Annotated in this window: 17 protein-coding genes; 10 read left to right on the forward strand and 7 right to left on the reverse strand. The window is 73.8% G+C overall.

Going from position 1 to position 21,957, the window contains the following annotated elements; translation table 11 throughout:
- Nucleotides 1–82: 82 nt before the first annotated feature.
- A complete protein-coding gene (locus tag DEI84_RS03375; protein ID WP_110889673.1) occupies nt 83–5,542 on the reverse strand; it encodes a discoidin domain-containing protein in 5,460 nt (1,819 codons plus the stop codon).
- 255 nt (nt 5,543–5,797) lie between these two features.
- Here DEI84_RS03375 and DEI84_RS03380 point away from each other — a divergent pair, with 255 nt between their 5' ends.
- The 3 genes from DEI84_RS03380 to DEI84_RS03390 are packed head-to-tail and all read left to right on the forward strand — an operon-like array spanning nt 5,798 to nt 8,996.
- Nucleotides 5,798–7,120 carry a sensor histidine kinase gene (locus DEI84_RS03380; protein ID WP_110889674.1) on the forward strand — a complete coding sequence of 441 codons (1,323 nt, stop codon included), beginning with the start codon at nt 5,798–5,800 and terminating at the stop codon, nt 7,118–7,120.
- The gene (locus tag DEI84_RS03385; RefSeq protein ID WP_110889675.1) at nt 7,117–7,788 is read left to right on the forward strand and encodes a response regulator transcription factor; all 672 of its coding nucleotides are present in this window, start codon (nt 7,117–7,119) and stop codon (nt 7,786–7,788) included. The genes DEI84_RS03380 and DEI84_RS03385 overlap by 4 nt, the downstream gene beginning before the upstream one ends.
- Nucleotides 7,789–7,814: 26 nt before the next feature.
- Complete coding sequence (locus DEI84_RS03390; RefSeq protein WP_258371685.1) at nt 7,815–8,996, forward strand: low temperature requirement protein A; 1,182 nt, start codon at nt 7,815–7,817, stop codon at nt 8,994–8,996.
- 75 nt (nt 8,997–9,071) lie between these two features.
- Here the strand turns inward: DEI84_RS03390 and DEI84_RS03395 are convergent, their stop codons facing one another.
- Nucleotides 9,072–10,256, reverse strand: coding sequence for an APC family permease (locus DEI84_RS03395; RefSeq protein WP_375537643.1), 1,185 nt, complete (start codon nt 10,254–10,256; stop codon nt 9,072–9,074).
- Nucleotides 10,257–10,379: 123 nt separating this feature from the next.
- Nucleotides 10,380–10,841 (reverse strand): BLUF domain-containing protein, encoded by a 462-nt coding sequence (locus DEI84_RS03400; protein ID WP_110889676.1) that lies wholly within the window; start codon nt 10,839–10,841, stop codon nt 10,380–10,382.
- A gap of 293 nt (nt 10,842–11,134) precedes the next feature.
- Here DEI84_RS03400 and DEI84_RS03405 point away from each other — a divergent pair, with 293 nt between their 5' ends.
- The 3 genes from DEI84_RS03405 to DEI84_RS03415 all read left to right on the forward strand — a co-directional run bounded on the left by DEI84_RS03405 (nt 11,135) and on the right by DEI84_RS03415 (nt 13,575).
- Nucleotides 11,135–11,860: a hypothetical protein gene (locus tag DEI84_RS03405; RefSeq protein ID WP_110889677.1), complete on the forward strand. Its 726-nt coding sequence runs from the start codon at nt 11,135–11,137 to the stop codon at nt 11,858–11,860.
- A 9-nt stretch (nt 11,861–11,869) separates the two neighbouring features.
- On the forward strand, nt 11,870–12,832 hold the full coding sequence (locus tag DEI84_RS03410; protein ID WP_110889678.1) for an SDR family NAD(P)-dependent oxidoreductase: 963 nt from the start codon (nt 11,870–11,872) through the stop codon (nt 12,830–12,832).
- Nucleotides 12,833–12,927: 95 nt separating this feature from the next.
- Nucleotides 12,928–13,575 (forward strand): copper resistance CopC family protein, encoded by a 648-nt coding sequence (locus tag DEI84_RS03415; protein WP_110889679.1) that lies wholly within the window; start codon nt 12,928–12,930, stop codon nt 13,573–13,575.
- 174 nt (nt 13,576–13,749) lie between these two features.
- Here the strand turns inward: DEI84_RS03415 and DEI84_RS03420 are convergent, their stop codons facing one another.
- The 3 genes from DEI84_RS03420 to DEI84_RS03430 are packed head-to-tail and all read right to left on the reverse strand — an operon-like array spanning nt 13,750 to nt 15,157.
- The gene (locus tag DEI84_RS03420) at nt 13,750–14,205 is read right to left on the reverse strand and encodes a RidA family protein (protein ID WP_220032863.1); all 456 of its coding nucleotides are present in this window, start codon (nt 14,203–14,205) and stop codon (nt 13,750–13,752) included.
- A complete protein-coding gene (locus DEI84_RS03425; protein ID WP_110889680.1) occupies nt 14,202–14,636 on the reverse strand; it encodes an HIT family protein in 435 nt (144 codons plus the stop codon). Before DEI84_RS03425 ends, DEI84_RS03420 begins: the two co-directional genes overlap by 4 nt.
- Nucleotides 14,633–15,157, reverse strand: coding sequence for a heme-degrading domain-containing protein (locus tag DEI84_RS03430; protein WP_110889681.1), 525 nt, complete (start codon nt 15,155–15,157; stop codon nt 14,633–14,635). The genes DEI84_RS03425 and DEI84_RS03430 overlap by 4 nt, the downstream gene beginning before the upstream one ends.
- A gap of 598 nt (nt 15,158–15,755) precedes the next feature.
- On the opposite strand from DEI84_RS03430, the gene DEI84_RS03435 reads away from it, so the two are divergent.
- From DEI84_RS03435 to DEI84_RS03450, 4 genes are all read left to right on the forward strand, one after another.
- Nucleotides 15,756–16,706, forward strand: a complete 951-nt coding sequence (locus tag DEI84_RS03435; protein ID WP_110889682.1) for a reverse transcriptase family protein — start codon at nt 15,756–15,758, stop codon at nt 16,704–16,706.
- Nucleotides 16,707–16,877: 171 nt separating this feature from the next.
- Nucleotides 16,878–18,104, forward strand: a complete 1,227-nt coding sequence (locus DEI84_RS03440; protein WP_181420334.1) for an LLM class flavin-dependent oxidoreductase — start codon at nt 16,878–16,880, stop codon at nt 18,102–18,104.
- Complete coding sequence (locus tag DEI84_RS03445; protein WP_110889684.1) at nt 18,101–19,465, forward strand: NtaA/DmoA family FMN-dependent monooxygenase; 1,365 nt, start codon at nt 18,101–18,103, stop codon at nt 19,463–19,465. Before DEI84_RS03440 ends, DEI84_RS03445 begins: the two co-directional genes overlap by 4 nt.
- Complete coding sequence (locus DEI84_RS03450) at nt 19,462–20,613, forward strand: LLM class flavin-dependent oxidoreductase (protein ID WP_110889685.1); 1,152 nt, start codon at nt 19,462–19,464, stop codon at nt 20,611–20,613. The genes DEI84_RS03445 and DEI84_RS03450 overlap by 4 nt, the downstream gene beginning before the upstream one ends.
- Before the next feature lie 279 nt (nt 20,614–20,892).
- Here the strand turns inward: DEI84_RS03450 and DEI84_RS03455 are convergent, their stop codons facing one another.
- A complete protein-coding gene (locus DEI84_RS03455; protein ID WP_110889686.1) occupies nt 20,893–21,912 on the reverse strand; it encodes a transporter substrate-binding domain-containing protein in 1,020 nt (339 codons plus the stop codon).
- Nucleotides 21,913–21,957 lie beyond the last annotated feature (45 nt).

A 21,957-nucleotide genomic window follows, 5' to 3' on the forward strand; every position in this document is an offset into this window, starting at 1 on the left:
GACGTAACCGCGCCGCGGTCGGACCGTCGCGACACGACTGCCCGACCGCGGCACGGCGTGCGCCCTGCGATCCGGTCCTGGCCTACCGGATCTCGAGGTCGTACACCGAGTAGCCGTACGGCGTCGCGCGCTCGACGCCGTGCAGGCGGACGTACCGCCACGAGCCGTGCAGGTCGAGCCGGTCGGTTCCGCCGTCGCCGTCCGTCTCGGTCGCGAGCGTCGTCCACCCGTCGTCCGTGGCGTTCCGCGCCTCGATGCGGTAGGCGCGGCCGAACGCGTCCTCCCACCGCACGACGGCTCCGTGCAGCTCGTGCTCCGCGCCGAGGTCGACCGCGAGCCACTGGTCGTCGGTGTGCCCGCTCGCCCAGCGGGAGCCGGCGTCCCCGTCGACGGCGTTGCGGGCGGGGACGCCGTCCCCTTCGTCGGCCGAGGACGACACGGCCGCGCGGTGTGCGAGGTCGGGGGTCGGGGCGCCCTCGGTCGAGAACACGCGGAGGGCCCACAGGGAGACGCCGTACGCCGTGTGGCGGCGGTCGGCGAGCAGTCGGACGTACCGCGCGGACACGTCCTCGAACGGGTGGGCCGCCGTGCCGCCGCTGCCGTGCTGCTCGTCGGCGACCGTCCGCCACTCGTCGTGCGGGTCGTCCCGGACCTGGATGCGGTAGGCCTCGGCCGAGGCGGCCTCCCAGTCGACCTGGACCTGGTCGACGGGCACGACGGCGCCGAGGTCGACGGCGATCCACTGGTCGTCACGGGCGACGCTGGACCACCGCGTGGTCCCGTCCCCGTCCACCGCGTTGCGGCCGGCGAGGTCACCGCGCTCGTCGGAGGACGTGGTGACCGACTTGCCGACCGCGACGTCCCGCGACGGGCCGGGCAGGACCGCTCCGTCGTCGTCGGCGTGCTCGTCGAGGGTGGTCACCGCCGCCTGGGCGGAGGCCCATCCGACGGTGGCGGTGACGGTCGCGGTGACACCGCCGTCACGTCCGGCGGTCACGACGCCGTCGCCGTCGACGCTGCCCGTGCCGACGTCGTCCCCGCCCGCGACGGACCACGCCGGTCGATCCGTGGCGAGGAGGCCGCCGTACCCGTCACGGTCGAAGCCGTACGCCCGGAGCCGGACGGTGTCGGCGGGACGGACGGTCGCCGACCGCGGTGCCAGGAGCACGTCCTCGACCTCGACGGCCGAGGCAGCCGGGGTGCCGGACACGTGCACCTCCCAGATCGAGTAGCCGTACCCGGTCAGCCGCTGCGTCATGTGCAGGCGGACGAACCGGGCACTCGTGCCGACCGCGACGGTGTCGGCGTCCGCGGTGGTCTTCTCGACCGTGCGGACGTCCCGCCAGTCGTCGTCCGCGGCGTCCTTCACCTGGACGACGTACTGCTCGGCGGCGGCGGCCTCCCAGTCGACCCGCACGGTGGTGATGTCGGTCACGCGCCCGAGGTCGATCGTGTAGTCGACGTCGTCGACTCCGTGCGCGCTCTCCCAGCGGGTGCTGCGGTCGCCGTCGACGGCCTTGCCGGCGGTGTTGCCGCCGTCCGACGAACTCGCGGTGACGTCGGCTCCGGCTGCGGCGTCCGGGACCGCCGTGACGGACGCCACGACGGCGGTGCCCTCGACGCCTGCGCCGGTGGCGACGACGTACCCGGAGCCGGCGGCGGTCGTCGTCACGGTGCCGTCGGCGGCGACCGTGCCGGACCCGGTGTAGGTCCAGCTGACGTCACCGGGCAGCGCGGCGGGGTCGCCGTACTGGTCGTGGCCGGCGGCGCGGAACCGCTGCGGCGTGCCGACGACGAGCCGCTCGGTGCCGGGGGTGACGTCGATCCCGGTGAGGACCGGTGCCGGGGCGACGCGGAAGGCGACCGATCCGTGCACGTCGCCGACGGTCGCGGTGACGGTCGCCCGGTCCGACCGCTCGCCGGCGCGGAGGACGCCGGAGTCGCTGATCGTGCCGGCGTCGGTGGACCAGGTGACGTCGTCGAGGTCGACGGTCGCGCCGTACTGGTCGCGGCCGGTCGCCGTGAACGTGGTGGTCGTCCCCGGGACGACGGTCTTCGGGTCGCCGTCGGCGTGCACCTCGATCTCGGCCAGGTGGGCGTCGAGGTGCGAGGTGATCTGCGTCTGCGCGGGGACCGCGATCTGCCCGATGACCTCGGTGCCGTCGTACACGTCGTAGGTGTGCTGCACGGTGTCGGGGTTGTCGAGCACGTAGCTGATCGTCCCGTCGGCCGCGCGGAACACCTGGCTGAGCGGGTCGGAGGTGTGCCGGTCGGTGACCTCGGTGCCGACGGTGCGGTTCGACATGGCCTGGTGGTAGACGAGTCCGGCCATCGACTGTCCGGTCACGGCCGGGTCCTCGGCGTCCCACAGTGCGGCATGGACGTCGGCGTAGGTGTCCGGGTCGTACTGGCCGAGGAAGCCGAGGACGACGTTGCCGAGCGCGTCACCCATGCCGCTGAAGACCCGCGCGGCGTGCGCGGTGTCCTGCCCGGGGGTGTGGTCGGTCAGGTCGACGCCGTACAGCCCGTCGATGGTGGCGGTGTCGGCGCGGAAGTCGTCGACGAGGAACGGCATGAGCGGCGACGGCACCGGCCAGTCCTTCGGCAGACGGTCGGCGGTGCGTCCGTCGAGCTGGGCGGGGACGAGCGACGCCGGGAGCGTCTCCGGGGTCCAGTACCGGTCCGGGAACACCACCCGTCCGTCGTCGTCGACCGAGACCAGCAGCGTGTCGGTGGCCTGGACGTACAGGGGGTTCGCGGCGGTGCGCTGGGTGACGTACCCGGGGTGGTTCGTCTCGACGCTGCGGATCGCCTCCTGCAGCTCACCGATAGCAGCCGGGCGGTCGCGGCTGATCGTCGCGTCCCCGTAGGTCCCGACACCCCACCACTTCTTCGTGAGCATCTGGATCCGGCCGGCGTTGCCGTCGGTGACCCCGGCCTGGCCGAGCGCCCGGGGTCGGGCCGTCATCATCTCCCGCATCAGCGCCTTCGAGAAGTCGGGGTCCCACCCGAAGTAGTCGAACCAGGGAGCGGTCGGCATCCACTGGATCCCGGAGATCCAGGCCGGATCGCCGGAGAAGTACGTGGCGTGGGCCTGGCCGGAGTCGAACAGGATCCCGGCCTGTCCGTGCCCGTACGCGTCGGGGAACGCGCCGTTGCCGTCGTACGAGGCCGAGGCGGGGTTGCCGCGGACGTTCTGCCAGTAGTCGCGGACGGCGGCCCGTTCGGTGACGTACTGCATCGCGCCGGTGGCCTGCATGTCCTCGTCGCCGAGGACGCTGCCGAGCAGGAACAGGCCGGCTTCGGACTGGATCGCCTCGGAGGACGACTCCTGGTTGTTGCCGCCCGGCGAGGACACACCGCCCGCGTTGGACCGGCCCTCCCAGACGCCGAAGGTGCGCAGGTGCGGGAAGCGGGCGTCGTCACGGTCCCAGTTGGCGTACTGCTTGACCACGAGGGTCGCCATGCCCTCGTACCGGTCGGCCCAGGCGGGGTCGACGCGGCCGAGGAGGGCCGTCGCGACGGCGAAGTAGCCGTAGTGGAAGTGGTTGTCGTTGAACTGCGCGGAGCCGTACGAGTCGGCGAACCCGATGAGGGCCTTCCACGTCGGGTACATGGCGAAGAAGTGCTCCTTCTCGCCGTCCGTGTACGTGTACCAGTCGGTCAGGGCCGTCTCGAGCGTGTCCTGCAGCTTCCGGGCGTCCTCGGTGGCGCCGATCTGCCGGGCGATGGTCATGTACTCGGCGAGTTGCAGGACGTCCTTGCCGCCCCAGTACGTGTCGCCGCCGTAGGTGGTCTTCGCGGCGTAGTCGTGCAGGTACCGCCGCATGACGTCCTCGGAGTACGGGTCGTCCCCGATGGCCTCCGGCTTGCTGCCGATCGGCGTGATCCCCGTGAACCGGTAGTCGAGCGTCCACCCGTCGTGCCCGACCGTCGTCTTCATCGTGCCGCGCGGGGTCGCGTAGGTGGCGCCGGTGAAGCGCAGGTTCGTGGTGGCGTCGGCGTACTGGTGCTGCAGCCAGCCCTGCACGGTGTCGTGGTCGTCGCCCTGGAGGGTCTCGGTGTCGACGGACCACTGCTGCCGGACGTTCGCGGCAGCCGGGTCGTAGGAGTACGTCATGGTCGTGTCGCGCGGCACGGCGAACGCGGTCCGGTGCAGGTCGTCCAGCGTGAGCCCGGCCTCGGGGACCGCGCTGAGGACCAGGTACGGCGTGCCGGAGGAGGCCTCGAGCGCGTTGCCGGTCCGGGTGAAGGTGGTGCGGTCGGGAGCGTGCACGCCGAAGACGTGCCCGTCCTGGCGGATCTCGAAGCGGTCCGTCGTCACCGGCAGCGTGAGGGGCCGTCCGTCGCCGTCGGTGACCTCGGCTCCGTCCTGCAGGGTGATGCGCGGCGTCATGCCGTGGAACTCGAACCACTCGTACGGCGAGCCCTGCATGCTCGTGACGTCCATGTACTGGCCGCCGGGGCCGTCCTGCGGCATGCGCCAGCTGACGTTCCAGTCGCCCCAGCGGAGCGCGTCGGCCTGCTCCGCGGAGAACGTCGTGGAGAACCGCTCGGCCAGGCCCTCCGGCGCGTCGGTGAGCAGGACCTGGTCGACGAGGACGTGGGCCCACCCGGCACGGAGGTCGTCGACGACCCGCACCTGCGCGGAGCGGCCCTGGAAGCGGGAGACGTCCCAGCTGTCCCACCGCAGCCGCTCGCTGTCGGTCCCGGTGCTGCTCGCCACGACGTCGCCGTCGACGAGCAGCTGCACGGCCTCGTGGTCGGGGTGGTTCCCCCCGCCGACGAGGAACGCGAGCGTGGACCGGTCGATCGTGAAGGACGGGGAGGTGAGCGTCCCGGTCGCGCCGTCGCCGTCGGCGTCGGTGAACGAGTCGAGGAACCGGTCACCGAGCCACCCGGCGACCTCGCTCTGCCCGGTGGCCGTGCCCGACGCGGTCCGGTCGAACGCGTCGCCCGTGGCGGTCCAGCCCTCGGGCAGGCCGTCCTCGAAGTCGGCGAGCACCCGGTCGGAGGCGTCCGGGGTCGGCTCGACGGTCCCGCCGACCGTGACCGGCGCCTCGAGGCGCATCGCCGTGCCGTCGCTGTTCCAGCGCGTCGGGATGGTGACCTTCGTCCCGGCGGCGCTGTTCGACGAGACGAACGGGTACGCCCACATGTCGCCGGAGTACCTGCTGACGAGCAGGTCGGTCCACCACTGGTTCGTCGGGACCGGCTTGCCCGCCTGCGACGGGTCGATGTACAGCCGCTGGTCGAGCGTCTTCTGCACGTCGGCGCTGTCCGTGATGCTCGCCGGCGGGGTCGGGGCGTAGGACCCGTCACCGACCCGCACACCGTCGGCGGCCGGACCGACCGCCGGGGTCCCGGCGTCCTGCTCGCCGACGGCCGCGGTCACGCCGGCCGGAGACCGCGAGACGTCCACGGTGGCGGTGGCGGCCGCAGCGGGCGGGCCGACGAGCGCGAGCAGGGTGACCGCGGTCAGGGCGGAGGCGGTGACGGCGAGGACGGACCTCGTGCGGACGGCGGGACGCGGTGAGCTCACCGGGGACTCCTGTCGGAGGGGCGGGCCGGACACGGCGGACTCCGCGGTGCTCGGCTGGGGCTGTGGTGCGGGACCTGCACCCGGACTGATCGGCAGGGCTCGACGATCCGTCAGCGGTCCCACGTCCTGGATCCTGACGGCGTCCGGCGCCGCGCACACGGGTGGGGGCCGGACTCCCGTGGTGGAGCCGACTCCACCGTCGACCGGTCGCCGTCACCCTGGTGGTGGTGCGCCTCCGCGCCCTACCGTGGGCGGGTGACGAGCACGGACCGGACCGATCCACCGACGCGCACGGGCGCCCCGCCCCGTCGGACCGGGCCGTCGACCGGGCCGGCGTGGACCGTCCCGCCGTGGACGTTCCTCCTGTCGGGCACGCCGTGGCGAGCGCTGCTCGACGTCACCCTCACCGCGGCGCTCGGACTCGTCGTCGTCGCACCCGTCGTGGCCACCTGGTTCCTCGCCCCCGTCTGGGCCGTCGCGGTCGCCCGGGTCGGTCGCCGCCTGCCGGTCGTGCTCGGACTGCCACGCATCCCGGACCCCCGGTCGTCCGGACGGGGCCGCCACACCACCCTGCGTGGACGGTTCCGCGACCCGCTCGCCTGGTCCGAACTCGGCTACCTGCCCGTGTTCCTCCTGGTCGCCGGGATCGGCTTCGCACTGGTCGTCCTGACCCTCGTCAGCGTCAGCGTCGCCGTGGGGGCCGCCACCGGGGCGCGCCCGCAGGACGACGACGTCATCCGGACCTGGCTCGACGGCCTCCGGCTCAGCCCACCCGTGGAGCTCGCGGGCGCCCTCGTCGTGCTCGTCGTCCTGCTGTACGCGGTCACCGCCCTCGCGACCGCACACGACCTGGTCGCCCGGGCACTCCTCGGCGACCGGACCGGCGAACTCGAACACCGCGTCGAGGAACTCACGGACTCGCGGCGGGCGCTCCTCGACGGGTTCGACGCCGAGCGGCGACGCATCGAACGCGACCTGCACGACGGCGCACAGCAGCAGCTCACGATCCTGTCGATGAACATCGGTCTGCTCGCGGTCGACCTCGACGCCGCCGAGCGGGACGGCCGGGACCTCGGCACCCTGCGGCAGGCCCTCGACCGCATCAGCGGCAACGTCGACGACGCCGTCGACGCCCTGCGCGCGACCATCCGCGGGATCCACCCCCGCGTCCTCGTCGACCACGGACTCGGCGCCGCCGTCGACGAACTCGCCGCGCGCTCCCCGCTGGCCGTGCGCGTGGCCGTCGACCTGCCGGTCCGACCGCCCGCACGGGTCGAGACCGCGGCCTACTTCGTGGTGAGCGAGGCACTGACGAACGCCGGTCGACACGGCGCGGCGGCCACCGTGCAGGTGACCGCCGGGACCACCGACGACCGGTTCTGGCTCGAGGTCGCGGACGACGGCGTCGGGGGAGCCGTGTCGTCCCCCGGTGGCGGCCTGGACGGACTCCGGGAGCGCGCGGCCGTCCTCGGCGGGTCGTTCCACGTCGAGAGCCCCATCGGCGGCCCGACCGTGCTGCGGTTCAGCGTGCCGACGCACGGCGAACACCTGCGGGACCGTCCCGACGTGGTTCGATGACGCTCGTGAAGATCTTCGTGGCGGAGGACGCCGTGCTCCTCCGGGAGGGCCTGGTCAGTCTGCTGGAGCGCTCCGGTCACACCGTGGTCGGCACCGCGGCGGAGGCCGGCGCCCTGGTCCGGGGTGTCTCGGCGCTCGCCGCGACGGGGGAGCGGCCGGACCTCGTGCTCACCGACGTCCGGATGCCGCCGTCCGGTACCGACGACGGCCTCCGCGCCGCGATCGCGCTCCGCCGCGAGCACCCCGACCTGCCCGTCGTCGTGCTGTCGCAGGTCGTCGCGGGCGCGTACGTGCAGGACCTGCTCGACGACGGACGCGGCGGGGTCGGGTACCTGCTCAAGGACCGCGTCGGGAAGGTCGCCGCCTTCCTCCGGTCGCTCGAGACGGTGGCGGACGGCGGGGTGGTCGTCGATCCGGACGTCGTGCGCCACCTCGCCCGTGGTCGGACGACCGACAGCCCGCTGGCCCGGTTGACGGCACGCGAGACCACGGTCCTGACGCTCATGGCCGAGGGCGCCGCGAACGCCGACATCGCCCGCGAGTTGCACCTGTCGGACGCCGCGGTCGCGAAGCACGTCGGCAACGTCTTCACCAAGCTCGACCTCGCACCGGACGACGCGAACCGTCGGGTCCGTGCGGTGCTCACCTACCTGCGCGAAACGCGCTGACGTGCCCACGACCGAGGAGGCGTGACGTGACGACGATCGGCCTGCGGCGGATGGTCCCCCGCGACCCGACCCAGCGGCACCGTGCCGCGAGCCCCCTGGAGCTGCTGTTCGACCTGGTGTTCGTGGTCGCGGTCGGTCTCGCGGCGACGGACCTGCACGAGATCGAGGCGGAGGGCGAGGTGACGTCGGCGGTCCTGTCGTACGGCCTGGTGTTCTTCTCGATCTGGTGGGCGTGGATGAACTTCACGTGGTTCGCCACCTCGTTCGACACCGACGACTGGCTGTACCGGGTGATGACGGTGGTCCAGATGGCGGGCGTGCTCGTCCTCGCCGCCGGGGTGCACGCCGTCATGGTCGACGGCGACTTCACGGTCGGGATCACCGGGTACGTGGTCATGCGGCTGGCGCTCGTCGGCCAGTGGGTCCGGGCCGCGGTGTCGTCGGCGCGCTACCGACCGAGCGCCGTCCGCTACGCCGTGGGCGTCACCGGCGTCCAGGTCCTCTGGGTCGCGTCGCTCGCCCTGCCGCACGACCTGCGGCCGTTCGCGGCGCCGTTGCTCATCCTCGGCGAACTGCTCGTGCCGGTCTGGGTCGAGTCGCGGTCGGAGACGACGCCGTGGCACACCCACCACCTGGCGGAGCGGTACTCGCTGTTCACGCTCATCGTCCTCGGCGAGGGGCTGCTCGCATCGGCGAACGCCGTGATCGACGCCCTCGAGCACACCGAGCACCTCGGCTCCCTGCTCACCCTCGCGGGCTGCGGACTGGTCATCACCGTCGGGATGTGGTGGATCTACTTCTCGCGCGAGCAGCACGACCACATCCGTGACCTGCGGTCGGCGCTCGTGTTCGGCTACGGGCACTACCTCGTCTTCGCGGCCGCGGGTGCGTTGCCGGCGGGGATCGAGGTCGCGGTGCTCGCCGACGCCGGTCGGGTGCACCTGAGCTCCGTCGCCGTCGCCGCGACCGTCGCCGTCCCGGTCGCGCTGTTCGTGCTGTCCATCTGGGCGCTCGCCATCCGACCGTCACTGCCGCAGCGGGCGAACACGGCCGTCGTCGTGCTGTCGGTCGCGGTGCTCGCCTCGATCGCGGTCCCGGCGGTGTCGCTGCCGGTCACCGCCCTGCTCGTCGCGGCCGTGGTGGTGACGCTCGAGGTCGCCTCTCCGCGGGGTGCCCGGGCGCAGAGCGTCCCCGTCGCCGCGCACTGACACGTCGACCGATCGGCGGCGGCCGCCAGGCGGCAGCGCGCGGGAGGAAGCCGCAGCCGCCCGGACCGGCGGTGCTCAGCGCACCCGCCGTCGCGCCAGCGCGAGCCGCCCGGCCCGGTACGCCAGGCCGACCGCCGTCACGGCCACACCGCCGACGATCGAGGTGAGCGGCAGCGCGGCGACGAGGACGACGCACCCCACCACGCCGACGACGGCCAGGAGGCGCGGGTACCGCCGGTCCTGCCGCTCCTGCGTCCACGCGGCCACGTTCGCGACGGCGTAGTACAGCAGGACGCCGAAGGACGAGAAGCCGATCGCCCCGCGCAGGTCCGTGACGGCGACGAGCACGCACACGGCGACGCCGATGGCGAGTTCCGCCCGTGCCGGCACCTGCCAGCGCGGGTGCACGGCGGCGAACCAGCCGGGCAGGTCCCGGTTCCGCGCCATCGCCAGGCTGGTCCGGCCGACGCCGGCGATCATCGCGAGGAGCGCGCCGAGCGACGCGGCCGCCGCCCCGACCTGCACGACGACGCCCGGCCACGGCAGTCCGGCGGTGTCGACGACGGACCGCAGGGGCGCGGCGGAGGAGGCCGTGCCTCCCGGCCCGAGCGCGTGCACGGTCGCGACCGCGACGAGCGCGTAGACGACGAGCGTGATCGTCAACGCGGTCACCACGGCCCGCGGGATGGTCCGGGCGGGGTCGACGACCTCTTCCCCGAGCGTGGCGATGCGGGCGTAGCCGGCGAAGGCGAAGAACAGGAACCCGGCGGCCTGCAGGACGCCGAGCGGTGCCGCGGGCGTACCCGGGTCGGCCGCGGTCGACCCGGTCGAGGTCGTGCCGATCACGACCACGACGGTCAGCGCGACGAGCGAGACGACGACGAGCACGCGCGTGAGCAGCGCCGTCCGCGTGATGCCCAACGTGTTCACGACCGTGAGCACCACGACCGCGGCGATCGCGACGGGCTTCTGCCACGGCTCCGGTACGACGTAGGCGGCGAAGGTGATCGCCATCGCCGCCGAACTCGCGGTCTTGCCGATCACGAAGCCCCACCCCGCGGCGAAGCCGGCCCACGGTCCGAGCCGCTCCCGCCCGGACACGTACGCACCACCGGACGTCGGGTACCGGGCTGCCAGCTGCGCCGACGAGGTGGCGTTGCAGAAGGCGACGACGCCCGCCAGGACGAGGGCGGGGAACAGCCCCGTCCCGGCAGCGGCGGCCGCGGGGGCGAACGCCGCGAACACGCCGGCGCCGATCATCGAGCCGAGACCGATCGTGACGGCGTCGGACAACCGGAGACGACGGGCCAGGGGGCCGGTCACGGGAGCGTGGTGCACGTCCGTCACCGTGCCACAGCCGGGTGAACGGGGCGTTGCCCGGTGTCAGGCGGCGTGGCGTCCCAGCGAGACGGCCTCGAGCGGGGTGTCCTGCAACTGCCGACCGCGGAACCACCGGAGGAGCCAGTCCGCCGGTGACCCCGAGAGCCCGGTCGGCAGACCACCGCGTCGCTGCAGGAAGTCGCTGAAGCCGGGCTCGTCGCGGACCTCGACGTCGGACGGGGTGCCGAAGGCCATCGACCAGCCGTCGAAGCGGCGCGTGTCGATCTCCTCGCGGCTGAGCGAACGGACGTCGGTGTGGCGGGGGTCGCGCTGGATCGCGCCGAAGCGGTCCTCGACGCTCCACGCCGGCCCCTCGAGGACCTGCATGAAGCGTCCCTCCTTGGCGACGAGGAGCCCGGAGACGCCGAGCGCGTCGTTCTTCAGGCGGGCGTCCCGCAGCAGGTCGACGAGCTGCGCGTCGGTGAGGTCGTCGACGGCGACGGACATGTAGACGAGGGAGAGCATCGCTTCACTCTCGTGCACGACCTCCGGAGGGGTCAACCGAGCGTCCACCGGATCGCCGGATCCCGCACCGAGCCGTCCGCCGCGACCTCACCGACGGTCGCACGGTCCTGACCGGCGCGGCGCGGACGCCGACCGCGTCGCCTGCCGTTCACCCGTTCTCCCATGTATGCCGAGCGCGCTCGGTGTGGGGACGCAGCCCTCCGCGACCACGCCTGACCTGCCACGGGTACGGGACACGGACTCCGCCGGCAGCCTCGGCGGACCCCGACCGTCCCCGCTGCCAAGCTGGGCCCGTGGAACACGACGGGGACCGATGGGTGCAGCGACTGCGGGACGGCGAGGTCCCTCCGACCTGGCGGATCGTCCTCGTCACGGTGCTCGTCTCGGCGCTCGGCGCGTTCCTGCTCGTCGAGATGTTCGTGCAGCCGGACGTCACGCGCCGCATCGCGGACGCGACGCCGCGCAGCGGGGTGTTCCTGCTCGTCCCACCGATCCTCCTCCTGACGGGACCGGGCGTGGCGCTCGCCGCATGGTCGTCCGGCCGACGCGACCGTCGCACCCTCGCCCGGATCCGCGCCACCGGTGGCCGGCCGGTGTTCCACCTGCCCGTCGAGACGGCCGCCCTGGTCGCCGGCGAGGAGTTCGCCGACCCGAAGCCGGAGGTCTGGACCGTCGACGACACCGGGCTGCACGGCTGGACACCCGACCACGCCCGGCCGGTGCATGCGCTGCCGTGGGAACGCATCCGCGCCTTCGGCCTCGCGAACACCGTGGTCAAGGGGGTGCGACAGGACTGGGGCATCTGGGTGAGCACCGCGAACGGACACGTCGTGCTCGCTCCCCGGACGACGCTCGGCCGACCCTTCGCCGCCGGTGGGCTGAAGCGACCCGTGCTGGTGCGGGTTCTGCGCTCGCTCCGCGCGGAGCTCGACCCCGCCGGCGCCACCCGGACCACCGAGCGCCCGGGTGCGCGGCCGGGGGACACGCCGCTCGGCTCCCCAGCAGCCCCGACCGGGTAGGGAAGAGCCATGGGTTCACGATTCCGCGGCAAGGTCGTCGTCATCACCGGAGCATCGAGCGGCATCGGCCGGGCTGCTGCGCACGAGTTCGCGAAGCAGGGCGCCACGCTCGTCCTCGCGGCGCGCGGCGAGCAGAGCCTGGAGGAAGCCGCCGCCGAGTGCCGCAAACTCGGCGCCGAGGCCGTCGCCGTCCCCACCGACGTCGCCGACGAGCGACAGGTGAACGACCTCGTCGGCACCGTCACCAGTCGCTTCGGCCGCATCGACGTCTTCGTCGGCAACGCCGCCCTGTTCGTCTACGGCCTGTTCGAGCAGACCCCGACCGAGGCGTTCAAGCGCGTCGTCGACACGAACCTGCACGGTCACGTCCACGCCGTGAAGGCGCTCCTGCCGCACTGGAAGCAGCGTGGTGAGGGCACGTACGTCCTCGTCGGCTCGATCCAGTCGCTGCTGTCCGCGCCGTACCAGTCGGCCTACGTGACGAGCAAGCACGCGGCCCTCGGGCTCATGGACGTGCTCGCCGACGAGCACCTGGGCACGCGCATCCGCTTCGGCGCCGTCCTGCCGTCGACGATCGACACCCCGATCTACCAGAACGGTGCGAACTACACCGAGAAGGCGTCGCACCCGCTGCCCCCGACCGTGTCCGTGCAGCGCGCGGCGAAGGCCGTCGTCGCCGAGGCCCTGCACCCGAAGCGCAACCGCTACGTCGGGCGCATCCAGGCCGCGCTCGTGCCGGCCGAGTTCATCGTGCCGTGGCTGTTCCACCGCATCACCCGTCCGGCCGTCGAGGTCTTCGCCCTCCGCGGGAAGCAGGCGCCCACCGACGGGAACCTCTACGCACCGACCGACGCGGGCAACGCGACCGACGGCGGCTGGGTCGCGAAGCGGCGTCGCGTCACGCGGCCGCTGGTCTGGCTCGGCGTCGCCGGTGCCGCGGTGCTCTTCCTCCGGAGCGGCTCGCGCCGCTGACGCGGGCGTCCGTCGGACGGGAGGCCCGGTGCCGGTCGGCTCCGGGCCTCCCGTCCGTCCGCCGGGCGCACACCTCGGACCCGTAGAGTCCGTCTGTGCCACGGACCGGACGCAGCAGCTCTTCCTCCCGTCGCGTCGGAGGCTCCGCCCTCGCGCTGGCGGTCGTCCTCGCGGCGGTCGTCGCCGGTCCGGTCGGTGCCGGGCCCGCCGCGGCGCACTCGGCGCTCATCGGCAGCACCCCTGCGGACGGCGCGACGGTGACGACGGCCGTACGGCAGGTCGACCTGACGTTCAGCGAGGCTCCGCTCGCAGGTCTCGACGCGGGACTCCGCATCGAGGTGCGGGACCAGACCGGCCAGGACGAGTCGACGGGTGAGGTCCGCGTCGACGGGACGACGATGTCGAAGCGCGTTGACCTGTCGGCCGGCCCGCACACGGTGCTGTGGCGGTACGTCTCACCGGACGGCCACCCGGTCGACGGCCAGGTCGCGTTCACCGTCGAGGCCGCTCCGGCTGCGTCGGGTACGCCCGCTCCGCTCTCCTCGCCGTCCGCCACCGCGAGCCGGGAGGCCCGGTTGGACACGTCCGCCACGGCGACGCCGACCCCTGCTGCTGCCGCTGACCCGACCGCGACCGGTACCGGAGCACCCGTGCTGCCGTGGGTGCTCGGCGGGGTGCTGCTCGTCGTCGCCGGCGGCGTCGTCCTCGCCGTCCGGCGGCGCTCCGGACGGCTCGGCGGGTGAGCCACGGCGTGGGCCGGGTCCTGTTCCCGAGGCCGCTCCTGCATCGCGTCACCGACGCTGACCCTCACGGACGCTGGACGCTCGCCACCAGACGGACCCCGTCGGGCCGGGACAGCGGGTGGTGCTCGTTCGCCGACCGGATCGAGAAGGGTGGGCCGTCGAAGGGAGCGGCGGTCAGGCCGGGCGCCCGGCTGGTCCGTCGAACACGGCTGCCACCGCCTCGATCTCGACGAGCTGGTCGTCGTACCCGAGAACGGTGACCCCGAGCAGCGTGCTCGGGACGTCATGAGCGCCGAAGGCGTCGCGCACCACCGCCCAGGCTGCGACGAGGTCCGCCTGTCGCGAAGAAACCACGAGCACGCGGGTGCTGACGACGTCCGTCAGGCCTGCTCGGGCGTCGGCGAGCGCCTGTCGGAGGTTCGCGATGCACTGCACGGCCTGTGCGACGTGGTCACCAGGGGACACCGTCGCTCCGGCGCTGTCGATCGGACACGCACCCGCGAGGAACACCAGTCGCGCTCCGGCGGGCACGGTCGCGGCGTACGCGTACTCGGCGGCCGGACTCAGCGCCGCGGACCTGACGAGTTGCACGGCCGTGTCGCGAGCGGCCTCGCCGGGCTGTCCGCTCACTCGAACATCTCCGCGAGCAACGCCGACGGGTCCCCGTCCACGACGTGCGCGGAGCGCTGTTCCGGCCAGCGGAGGACACCGTCGTCGGGCCAGCACGGCACGACGTGGAGGTGCAGGTGCGGCACGCTCTGGCCCGCGTCCGCTCCGGTCGCACTGAGCACGACGACCCCGGTCGCACCGAGCGCGGCCCGCATGGCACGCCCCACCCGCTGCGCGAGCAGTGCCGTCGCTCGCAGGGCGTCCGGGGCGACGTCCAGGAGGGCCGTGGCGTGCTCCCGGGGGACGACCAGCGTGTGCCCGGGCGCGAGTTCCGACTCCGGCAGCGGCCGGAACGCGACCGCGTCCGGCTCCCGCTCGATCCAGACGGTGTCCGCGTCGTCCGTCGCGATGATCCGGCAGAAGACGCAGTCGTCGGGGTCCACCGTCGTCACGGGCGCGACGCCCGGTGTGCCCGGAGTGCCTCGACCACGAGCGCGTGGTCGTCGTGCATCTCGAGGCCGCTGACGCCGACGGCGCCGATGAGCGACCCGCGGACCACGAGCGGGAAGCCCCCGCCCGCGGCCTGGTACTGCCGGGGGTCGAGCGCCGCGGCCTCGTCGAACGTCGAACCGCCGACCTCGTACTGCGTCCGCACCGCGAGGGTGGAGTGGGCGAAGTGCCGCACCACCCGGAACTTCCGTTCCAACCAGGCGTCGTTCACCGCGCCGGAGCCCGGGGTCGCCGCGTGGAACACCCGCTGCTCGCCGAAGGACACCGCGAACCCGACGCCGAGCCCGCGCTCCAGGGCGGTCGCCCGCAACCAGGAGCCCACCGCCCAGGCGTCGTCGAGGTCGAACGAGTCGTGGTCGAGTTCGCGTTCCTCCGCGAGCAGGACGGCGAGCTTCTGCTCGGTCCCGAGTTCGCGGTACCGGGCTCCGGTGGTGGTGTCGGTGGTTCCGGTGGTGTCGGGCATGGTGCTCCTCACAGGGACGGCGGTGTCGCTCGTCACGGTAGCGCGATCCTCCGTATGGTGAGCACGTGGAGTTCCCGGGGGAGGCGGACGGCGCGCGTGACGCGTCGACCTCTCCGGGGTCACCCCGGGGTACGCAGGACCAGCAGCACCACACGCCCCGAGAGGCTCGGCGCGCTCCGCGCGCGCGACCTCACGGAGGCACCGACAGGTCTCCCGGGAACCCCACGCCCGTCGAGGTGGTCGCGACCGCCCTCGCGGACGCCTTCCTCGCCGCCGACGCCTGGGACACCGGTCTACTCACGGCCGCGGGCTTCGACGTCGTCGGACCGGAGCGCGCGTACGTGGGCCACGCCGTCCGCACCGTGCTCGAGACGTACCCACGGCCTCCCGTCGACGCACCCCGGCAACTCGCGGCGGTGATCGCGGCGTCACCGCAGCTGGTGCGACTGCACCGCACACGGTCCACCCGCCGACCGGTCCGGGTGCTGCTGCGGCGGGCGGTCCCCGTGCGCGCGGTGCCGCGGGTGTCGAGCCGCCTGCTCGTCGACACCCTGCCCGAGCTCGCCCGCGAACTGGACCTGACGGTCGGCCGGCTCCTGTGCTCGCCGACACGCGCGGGTGGAACCGCCGACCCGGCTCCGCCAGCCCGCTGCACCACCACCGGCACGAGTGGGTCCGCCGCCCGGGGCGCACGCCGCGCCTGCTCGAGAAACCGTTGGACATGCTCCGCCGGACGCAACGGACGGTCCTCGACGAACTCCTGGCGGTCCTGCCGGTGCACGATGCGGCACACGGCTTCGTCCCCGGCCGCAGCGTGGTCTCCGGCGCCACGCTGCACGTCGGGCAACGCGTCGTCATCACAGCCGACCTCACCAGCTTCTTCGCGAGCGTCCGCGCACGGTCCGTGTACGGGGTGTTCCGGGCGGCCGGGTTCGCGGAACCCCTCGCCCACGTCCTCACCGGTCTCTGCACCCACCGGGTCCCGACCCACGTGCTCACCGCGATGCCGCCCGGCGGGGACGTCGACGAGCGGGCCGCCCTCCGCCGCGCCCTCGCCGACGCGCACCTGCCCCAGGGAGCGCCGACCTCCCCGGCGCTCGCGAACACCGTGCTGCGGCACCTCGATGCGCGCCTCGCCGGGTGGGCCGACGCCGCCGGTGCCGTCTACACCCGGTACGCCGACGACCTCACCTTCAGCGGCGACGACCGTCTCGCGCGGCGCGCCGACGCCTTCCTCCGGGGTGTCGACCGCATCGTCACCGACCAGGGCCTCCGGCTCAACGCCCGCAAGACCCGGGTCCGACCCGCGAGCGTCCGCCAGAGCGTCACCGGCGTCGTCGTCAACGACCGCACCGCTCCCGGCCGCCGCGAGGTCGACCGCCTCCACGCCGTCCTCCACAACTGCGCCGAGCACGGACCGGAGTCGCAGAACCGCTCGGGTCATCCGGACTTCCGGGCGCACCTCCTCGGCCGCATCGGCTGGGTCGAGCAGACCAACCCCGGACGAGCCGACCGCCTCCGCCGGGAGTTCGTCCGCATCACCTGGTGATCGAGCCCCGTCACCACCCGCGTGACGGACGGACGCCGGACGTCATCTGACGCAACACCCCGTCACGGACCGCAACCCACGTCCCGGTCCGGCGTCCGTCGCCGTAGCGTCGACGCACGCCCGATGCCCCGCGTCCCGCACGCCGTGACCACCGACAGAGCCGAGGAACCCGTGCCCGACCGCATCACCCTCGTCACCGCCCTGCAGGGCGCCGGATGGCACCCGGCAGCCTGGCGGACCGACCCGGTCGCCGCGCGACGCCTGCCGACCCTGCAGCACTGGCGCGACGTCGTCGGCGAGCAGGACCGCCTCGGCGTCGACGCCGTCACGTTCGAGGACTCCTTCACCGCCGGCCCCGTGGACGCGACCGGTGACCTCGACACCAGCACGGTCGTCGGGCACCTCGACGCACTGCTCGTCGCCGCCGCCGTCGCACCGGCCACCCGCCAGATCGGCCTCGTCCCGACCGTCTCGGTGACCCACACCGAACCGTTCCACGTCGCAACGGCCCTCCAGACCCTCGACCACGTGTCAACCGGCCGGGCCGGGTGGCGACTGCAGGTGAGTCCCACCGCCCGCGAGGCCGCGCTCTTCGGCCGCCGGACCCTGCCCGACGGAGCACCGGGACCGGGCACGGTCGAGCCGCTGCTCGACGAGGCGCGCGAGGTCGCCGAGGTGGTCGCACGTCTCTGGGACAGCTGGGACGACGACGCCGTCATCCGCGACGTCACCACCGGCCGCTTCATCGACCGCGACCGCATCCACGACGCCCGGTTCCGGGGCTCGTACCTGTCGGTGCACGGCGCGTCGATCGTCCCGCGGTCCCCGCAGGGTCGGCCGCCGGTCCTCGCACTGGCGCACCGCGAGGACACGGCGCGGTTCGCGGTCGACGCCGCGGACGTCGTGCTCGTCACGCCCGGTGCGGGCGGCCGGGAGGACCGGGGCGCGCTGGCCGCGGTGCGGGACGCCGAGCAGGCGGCCGGATCGGACCGGGAGCGCCCGGTGCTCGCGGACCTCGCGGTGCTCATCGGGTCGTCGTCGGCGGAGGCGGCGGACGCGCTGGCGGCGCTCGACGCGGCGGCGGGAACCGTGGCGGCGGGGCCTGCGGCAGCGGGTCCCCCCTGGTCGGACGCCGCCGTGCTCGCGACCACCGTGCCGGAACTCGTGTCCCGCATCGGCGACCTCCGTGCCCTCGGGTACGCCGGCGTCCGACTGCGCCCGCTGCGGATCCCGCTCGACAGCACCGCCGTCGCCCGACAGCTCGTCCCCGCGCTCGTCACCGCCGGGCTCCGCGCGGACGTCGCCTCGCGCCCCGTCGCCGACCTGCGGACGCGGTTCGGGCTGCGCCCCGCGGTCAGCCGGTACGCCACCACCACACCCGAGGGGGTCCCCGCATGAGCACGAAGCGACAGGTGCACCTGGCCGCCCACTTCCCGGGCGTCAACAACACCACGGTCTGGAGCGACGACCGCGCGGAGAGCCAGATCGCGTTCTCGTCGTTCGAGCACTTCGCGCGGAACGCCGAGCGGGGCCGGTTCGACTTCCTGTTCCTCGCCGAGGGGCTGCGGCTCCGCGAGCAGAAGGGCCGCGTGCACGACCTCGACGTCGTCGGTCGTCCGAACACGCTCGCCGTCCTGGCCGCCCTCGCCGGGGTGACGTCCCACATCGGGCTCGTCGGCACGCTGTCGGCGACGTTCAACGAGCCGGTCGAGCTCGCGAAGCAGCTCGCCACGCTCGACCACCTCACCGAGGGCCGCGCCGGGTGGAACGTCGTGACGAGCTCGGACGCCTTCCACGGTGCCAACTTCCGACGCGGGGGCTTCCTCGACCACGCGGACCGGTACACGCGCGCCGCCGAGTTCGTCGAGCTCGCCCGCGAGCTGTGGGACTCGTGGCAGCCGGACGCCGTCGTCGCCGACGTGACCTCCGGCGTGTACGCGGAGCGCTCCCGCATCCGGGACGTCGACCACCACGGCCCGCAGTTCGACGTCACCGGCACGTTCCCGGTGCCGCGCAGCCCGCAGCGTCACCCCGTGCTCGTGCAGGCCGGCGACTCCGACGAGGGCCGCGACCTCGCCGCCGCGCAGGCCGAGGTCGTCTTCTCGCTGCACACCGAGTTCGAGGACGCCCGCCGGTTCTCCGACGACCTGGCGGCACGGCTGGAGCGGGTCGGACGTTCCCGGGACGAGCTGCTCGTCCTGCCCGGCGCGACCTTCACGCTCGGCGACACCCGGGCCGACGCCGAGGAACGCTCCCGTGCGATCCGTCGGGCGCAGGTCAGCCCGGCGACCGCGATCGCGTTCCTCGAGCAGGTCTGGAACCGGGACCTGTCGTCCTACGACGTCGACGGACCGCTGCCCGAGGTCGAACCCGACGTCGACGCGGACACGATCACCCGCGGCAGGGTCCGGCACGTCCGGGACCCCCGGGCGGTCGTGCAGACGTGGCGCGAGCAGGCCGCGGCGGATCGGCTGTCCATCCGCGAGCTCGTCATCCGGGTGTCGACACGGGGCGGCTTCGTCGGCACGCCGACGAGCATCGCCGCCGAGATCGACCGGTACGTGCAGGAACGGGCGACCGACGGGTTCGTCGTCGTCCCGCACACGAACCCGTACGGCCTGAACGAGTTCGTCGACAGCGTCGTCCCACTGCTGCAGGAGCGCGGTGTGTACCGGGAGCAGTACGAGGACGGGGCGACCCTGCGCGAGACCCTCGGGCTCTCCGGGCGGGTCCGTGACCGCCAGGGGGTGCTCGCGTGAGCGGCGTCGACCGCGGGGCGCCGGTGCCGCTCTCGGTGCTCGACCTCGTCCCCGTGCGCAGCGGTTCGTCCGCCACGGCGGCCCTGCACGAGACGGTCGACCTCGCCGTCGTCACCGAGCGCGCCGGCTACGCCCGGTACTGGCTCGCCGAGCACCACCTCAACCCGGGCGTCGCGGGCAGTGCGCCGACCGTCGTCATGGGTGCCGTCGCCGGTGCCACCACGTCGATCCGGGTCGGCAGCGCAGCGACCCTGGTCGGGAACGTCCGCGGACTGCAGATCGCCGAGACCTTCGGCACCCTCACCGGGCTGTACGGGCCGCGGTTCGACCTCGGTCTCGGCCGCTCGGGCGCACCCGCTCCGGGCACGCCGAAGCCGCCCGCGCTCGCCCCGCGCGCGGACACCGAGGTGGACGGGCTGCTCCTGCCCGCGCCCTTCGACCTCCGCATCGCCCCCGGGAGCCGGTTCGCCCTGCAGGGGGAGCTGCTCGGCCGCGTACCCGGTGACGTCGACCGGTTCGAGGACGAACTCGCCCTGGTCCGTGCCCTCTTCGCCGGCACCTGGGAGCGTGACGGCGCCGTCGTCGAGGCGCCACCGGCGACCGGTGCGGACGTCGAGCTCTGGGTCCACGGTTCGACCGGCGGCGAGAGCGCCCGGATCGCGGGGGTGCTCGGTCTGCCCTACGGCGCGAACTACCACTCCACGCCCGGCACCGTCCTGGCGTCCGTCGGGGCGTACCGCGCGGCCTTCCGCCCCGGCGTGCTCGACGAGCCGTACGTCATCGTGTCCGCGGACGTCGTCGTCGGCCGCTCGACCGCCGAGGCCGAGGAACTCGCGCACGGCTACGGGCAGTGGGTGCACTCGATCCGGTCCGGCATCGGCGCGATCGCGTACCCGACGCCGGACGAGGCCCGCGCGACCCCGCTCGACGCAGCCGCCGCCGCGTCCGTCCGCGACCGCATCGCCGCCCGCTTCGTCGGGGACGCCGGGCACGTCGCGGACCGTCTCGAGGTGCTCCGCCGAGTCACCGGTGCGGACGAGCTCCTCGTCACGACGATCACGCACGAGCACGCCGCACGGGTGCGTTCCTACGAGCTGCTCGCCGCCGAGTGGGCCCGCCGCACCGCCGAGGCGGTCGTCGTCGCCTGAGGCCAGGCGTCGCTGAGGCCAGGCGTCGCTGAGGCCTGGCGTCGCCTGGAGCCCGGCGCGCCGCGCCGCGCGACCCGGGTCGCGCCCGCTCGCGCGGGGTGCGGTCCTGCCGCCGGACGGGAGGCTCGGTGCCGGCGCACACCGCGCCTCCCGTCCGACGGCGTGCGTCCCGGCGGGGACCGCCGGCCCGTCACCGCTGCGCGGACGACGGCGGCAACGCACAACGCGCCGCCCACCGGGGAGGTGAGCGGCGCGTCGTGCCAGCGCGGGAGCCGCGCGTCAACTGTTGTCGAGCGGCAGTCCCTCGGGGTTGACCTCCGAGTGCTCGACGGCCTCGTTCGACAGGCCGTACGCCCGCAGCCACTCCGCGTAGGTGCCGTCCTCGATGAGCTCGTCGAGGGCGTCCGCGATCGGATCCGCGAGACCGCTGCCCTTCTTCGTCGTCGCCGCGATGAGCCCCTGCAGGTCCGCCCCGGCTCCGGAGTACGTGCCCGCCGTCTTCGTGGGGTGCGCCCCACCCGCGCTCTGCCTGTTCTGGTAGGCGATCGTCGGGTTCGGGCCGAAGTACCCGTCGATCTTCCCCGAGTCGAGGGCCAGCTTCACCGCGTTGCCGTCCGGGTAGTACTTGACCGTGACGGTCTTCCCGTCGGCCGCGAGCTGCTCCTGCCACTCGAGCAGGATCTTCTCCTGGTTCGTGCCCGAGCTCACGGCGATCGTCTCCCCGGCGAGGACGGACGGGTCGCCGTCGAAGGACAGGTCGCTGTCGGCCGGTACCTGCAGGGCGAGTTCGTCCTGCCGGTAGGACGCGAAGTCGTACTTCTCCTTGCGCTGCTCGGTCACGGTGATGTTCGAGAACCCGGCGTCGAACTTGCCGCCGTCGATGCCGACGAAGAGGTTGTCCCAGGTCGCGTTCGACACCTCCGCCCGGAGCCCGAGCTTCGCGGCGACGAGGCGGCCGAGGTCCGGCTCCGAGCCGGTGAGCGTCTTCTGGTCGTCCCCGGTGAAGGCGAGCGGCGGGACCCCGGCGGGCAGGGCCCCGACGCCGATGACGAGCTTCCCCGAGGCCTTCACATCGGCGGGGAGGGCATCGTGCAGGGCGGGGTCGGCCGCGACGTCGAGCGTGGTCTCGGTCGCGGCACCGTTCGCGGCGGCGCCGATCGTGACCGAGCCGTCGTCCGCGCCGGCGGGGTCGGCCGCGGCGTTCGCTGAGCAGCCGGCGAGTGCGACGACGACGCCGGCCGCGAGGACGAGGACGCCGGCACGGTGCCGCTGGCGGAGGGAGACGGGGTTCGAGGACATGGTGCTCCAGACGAGGGGATCGGGTGGGGACGGGGTGTGGGAGAG

This window comes from Curtobacterium sp. MCBD17_023 (assembly GCF_003224415.1).
In the GTDB taxonomy this organism is placed as follows: domain Bacteria; phylum Actinomycetota; class Actinomycetes; order Actinomycetales; family Microbacteriaceae; genus Curtobacterium.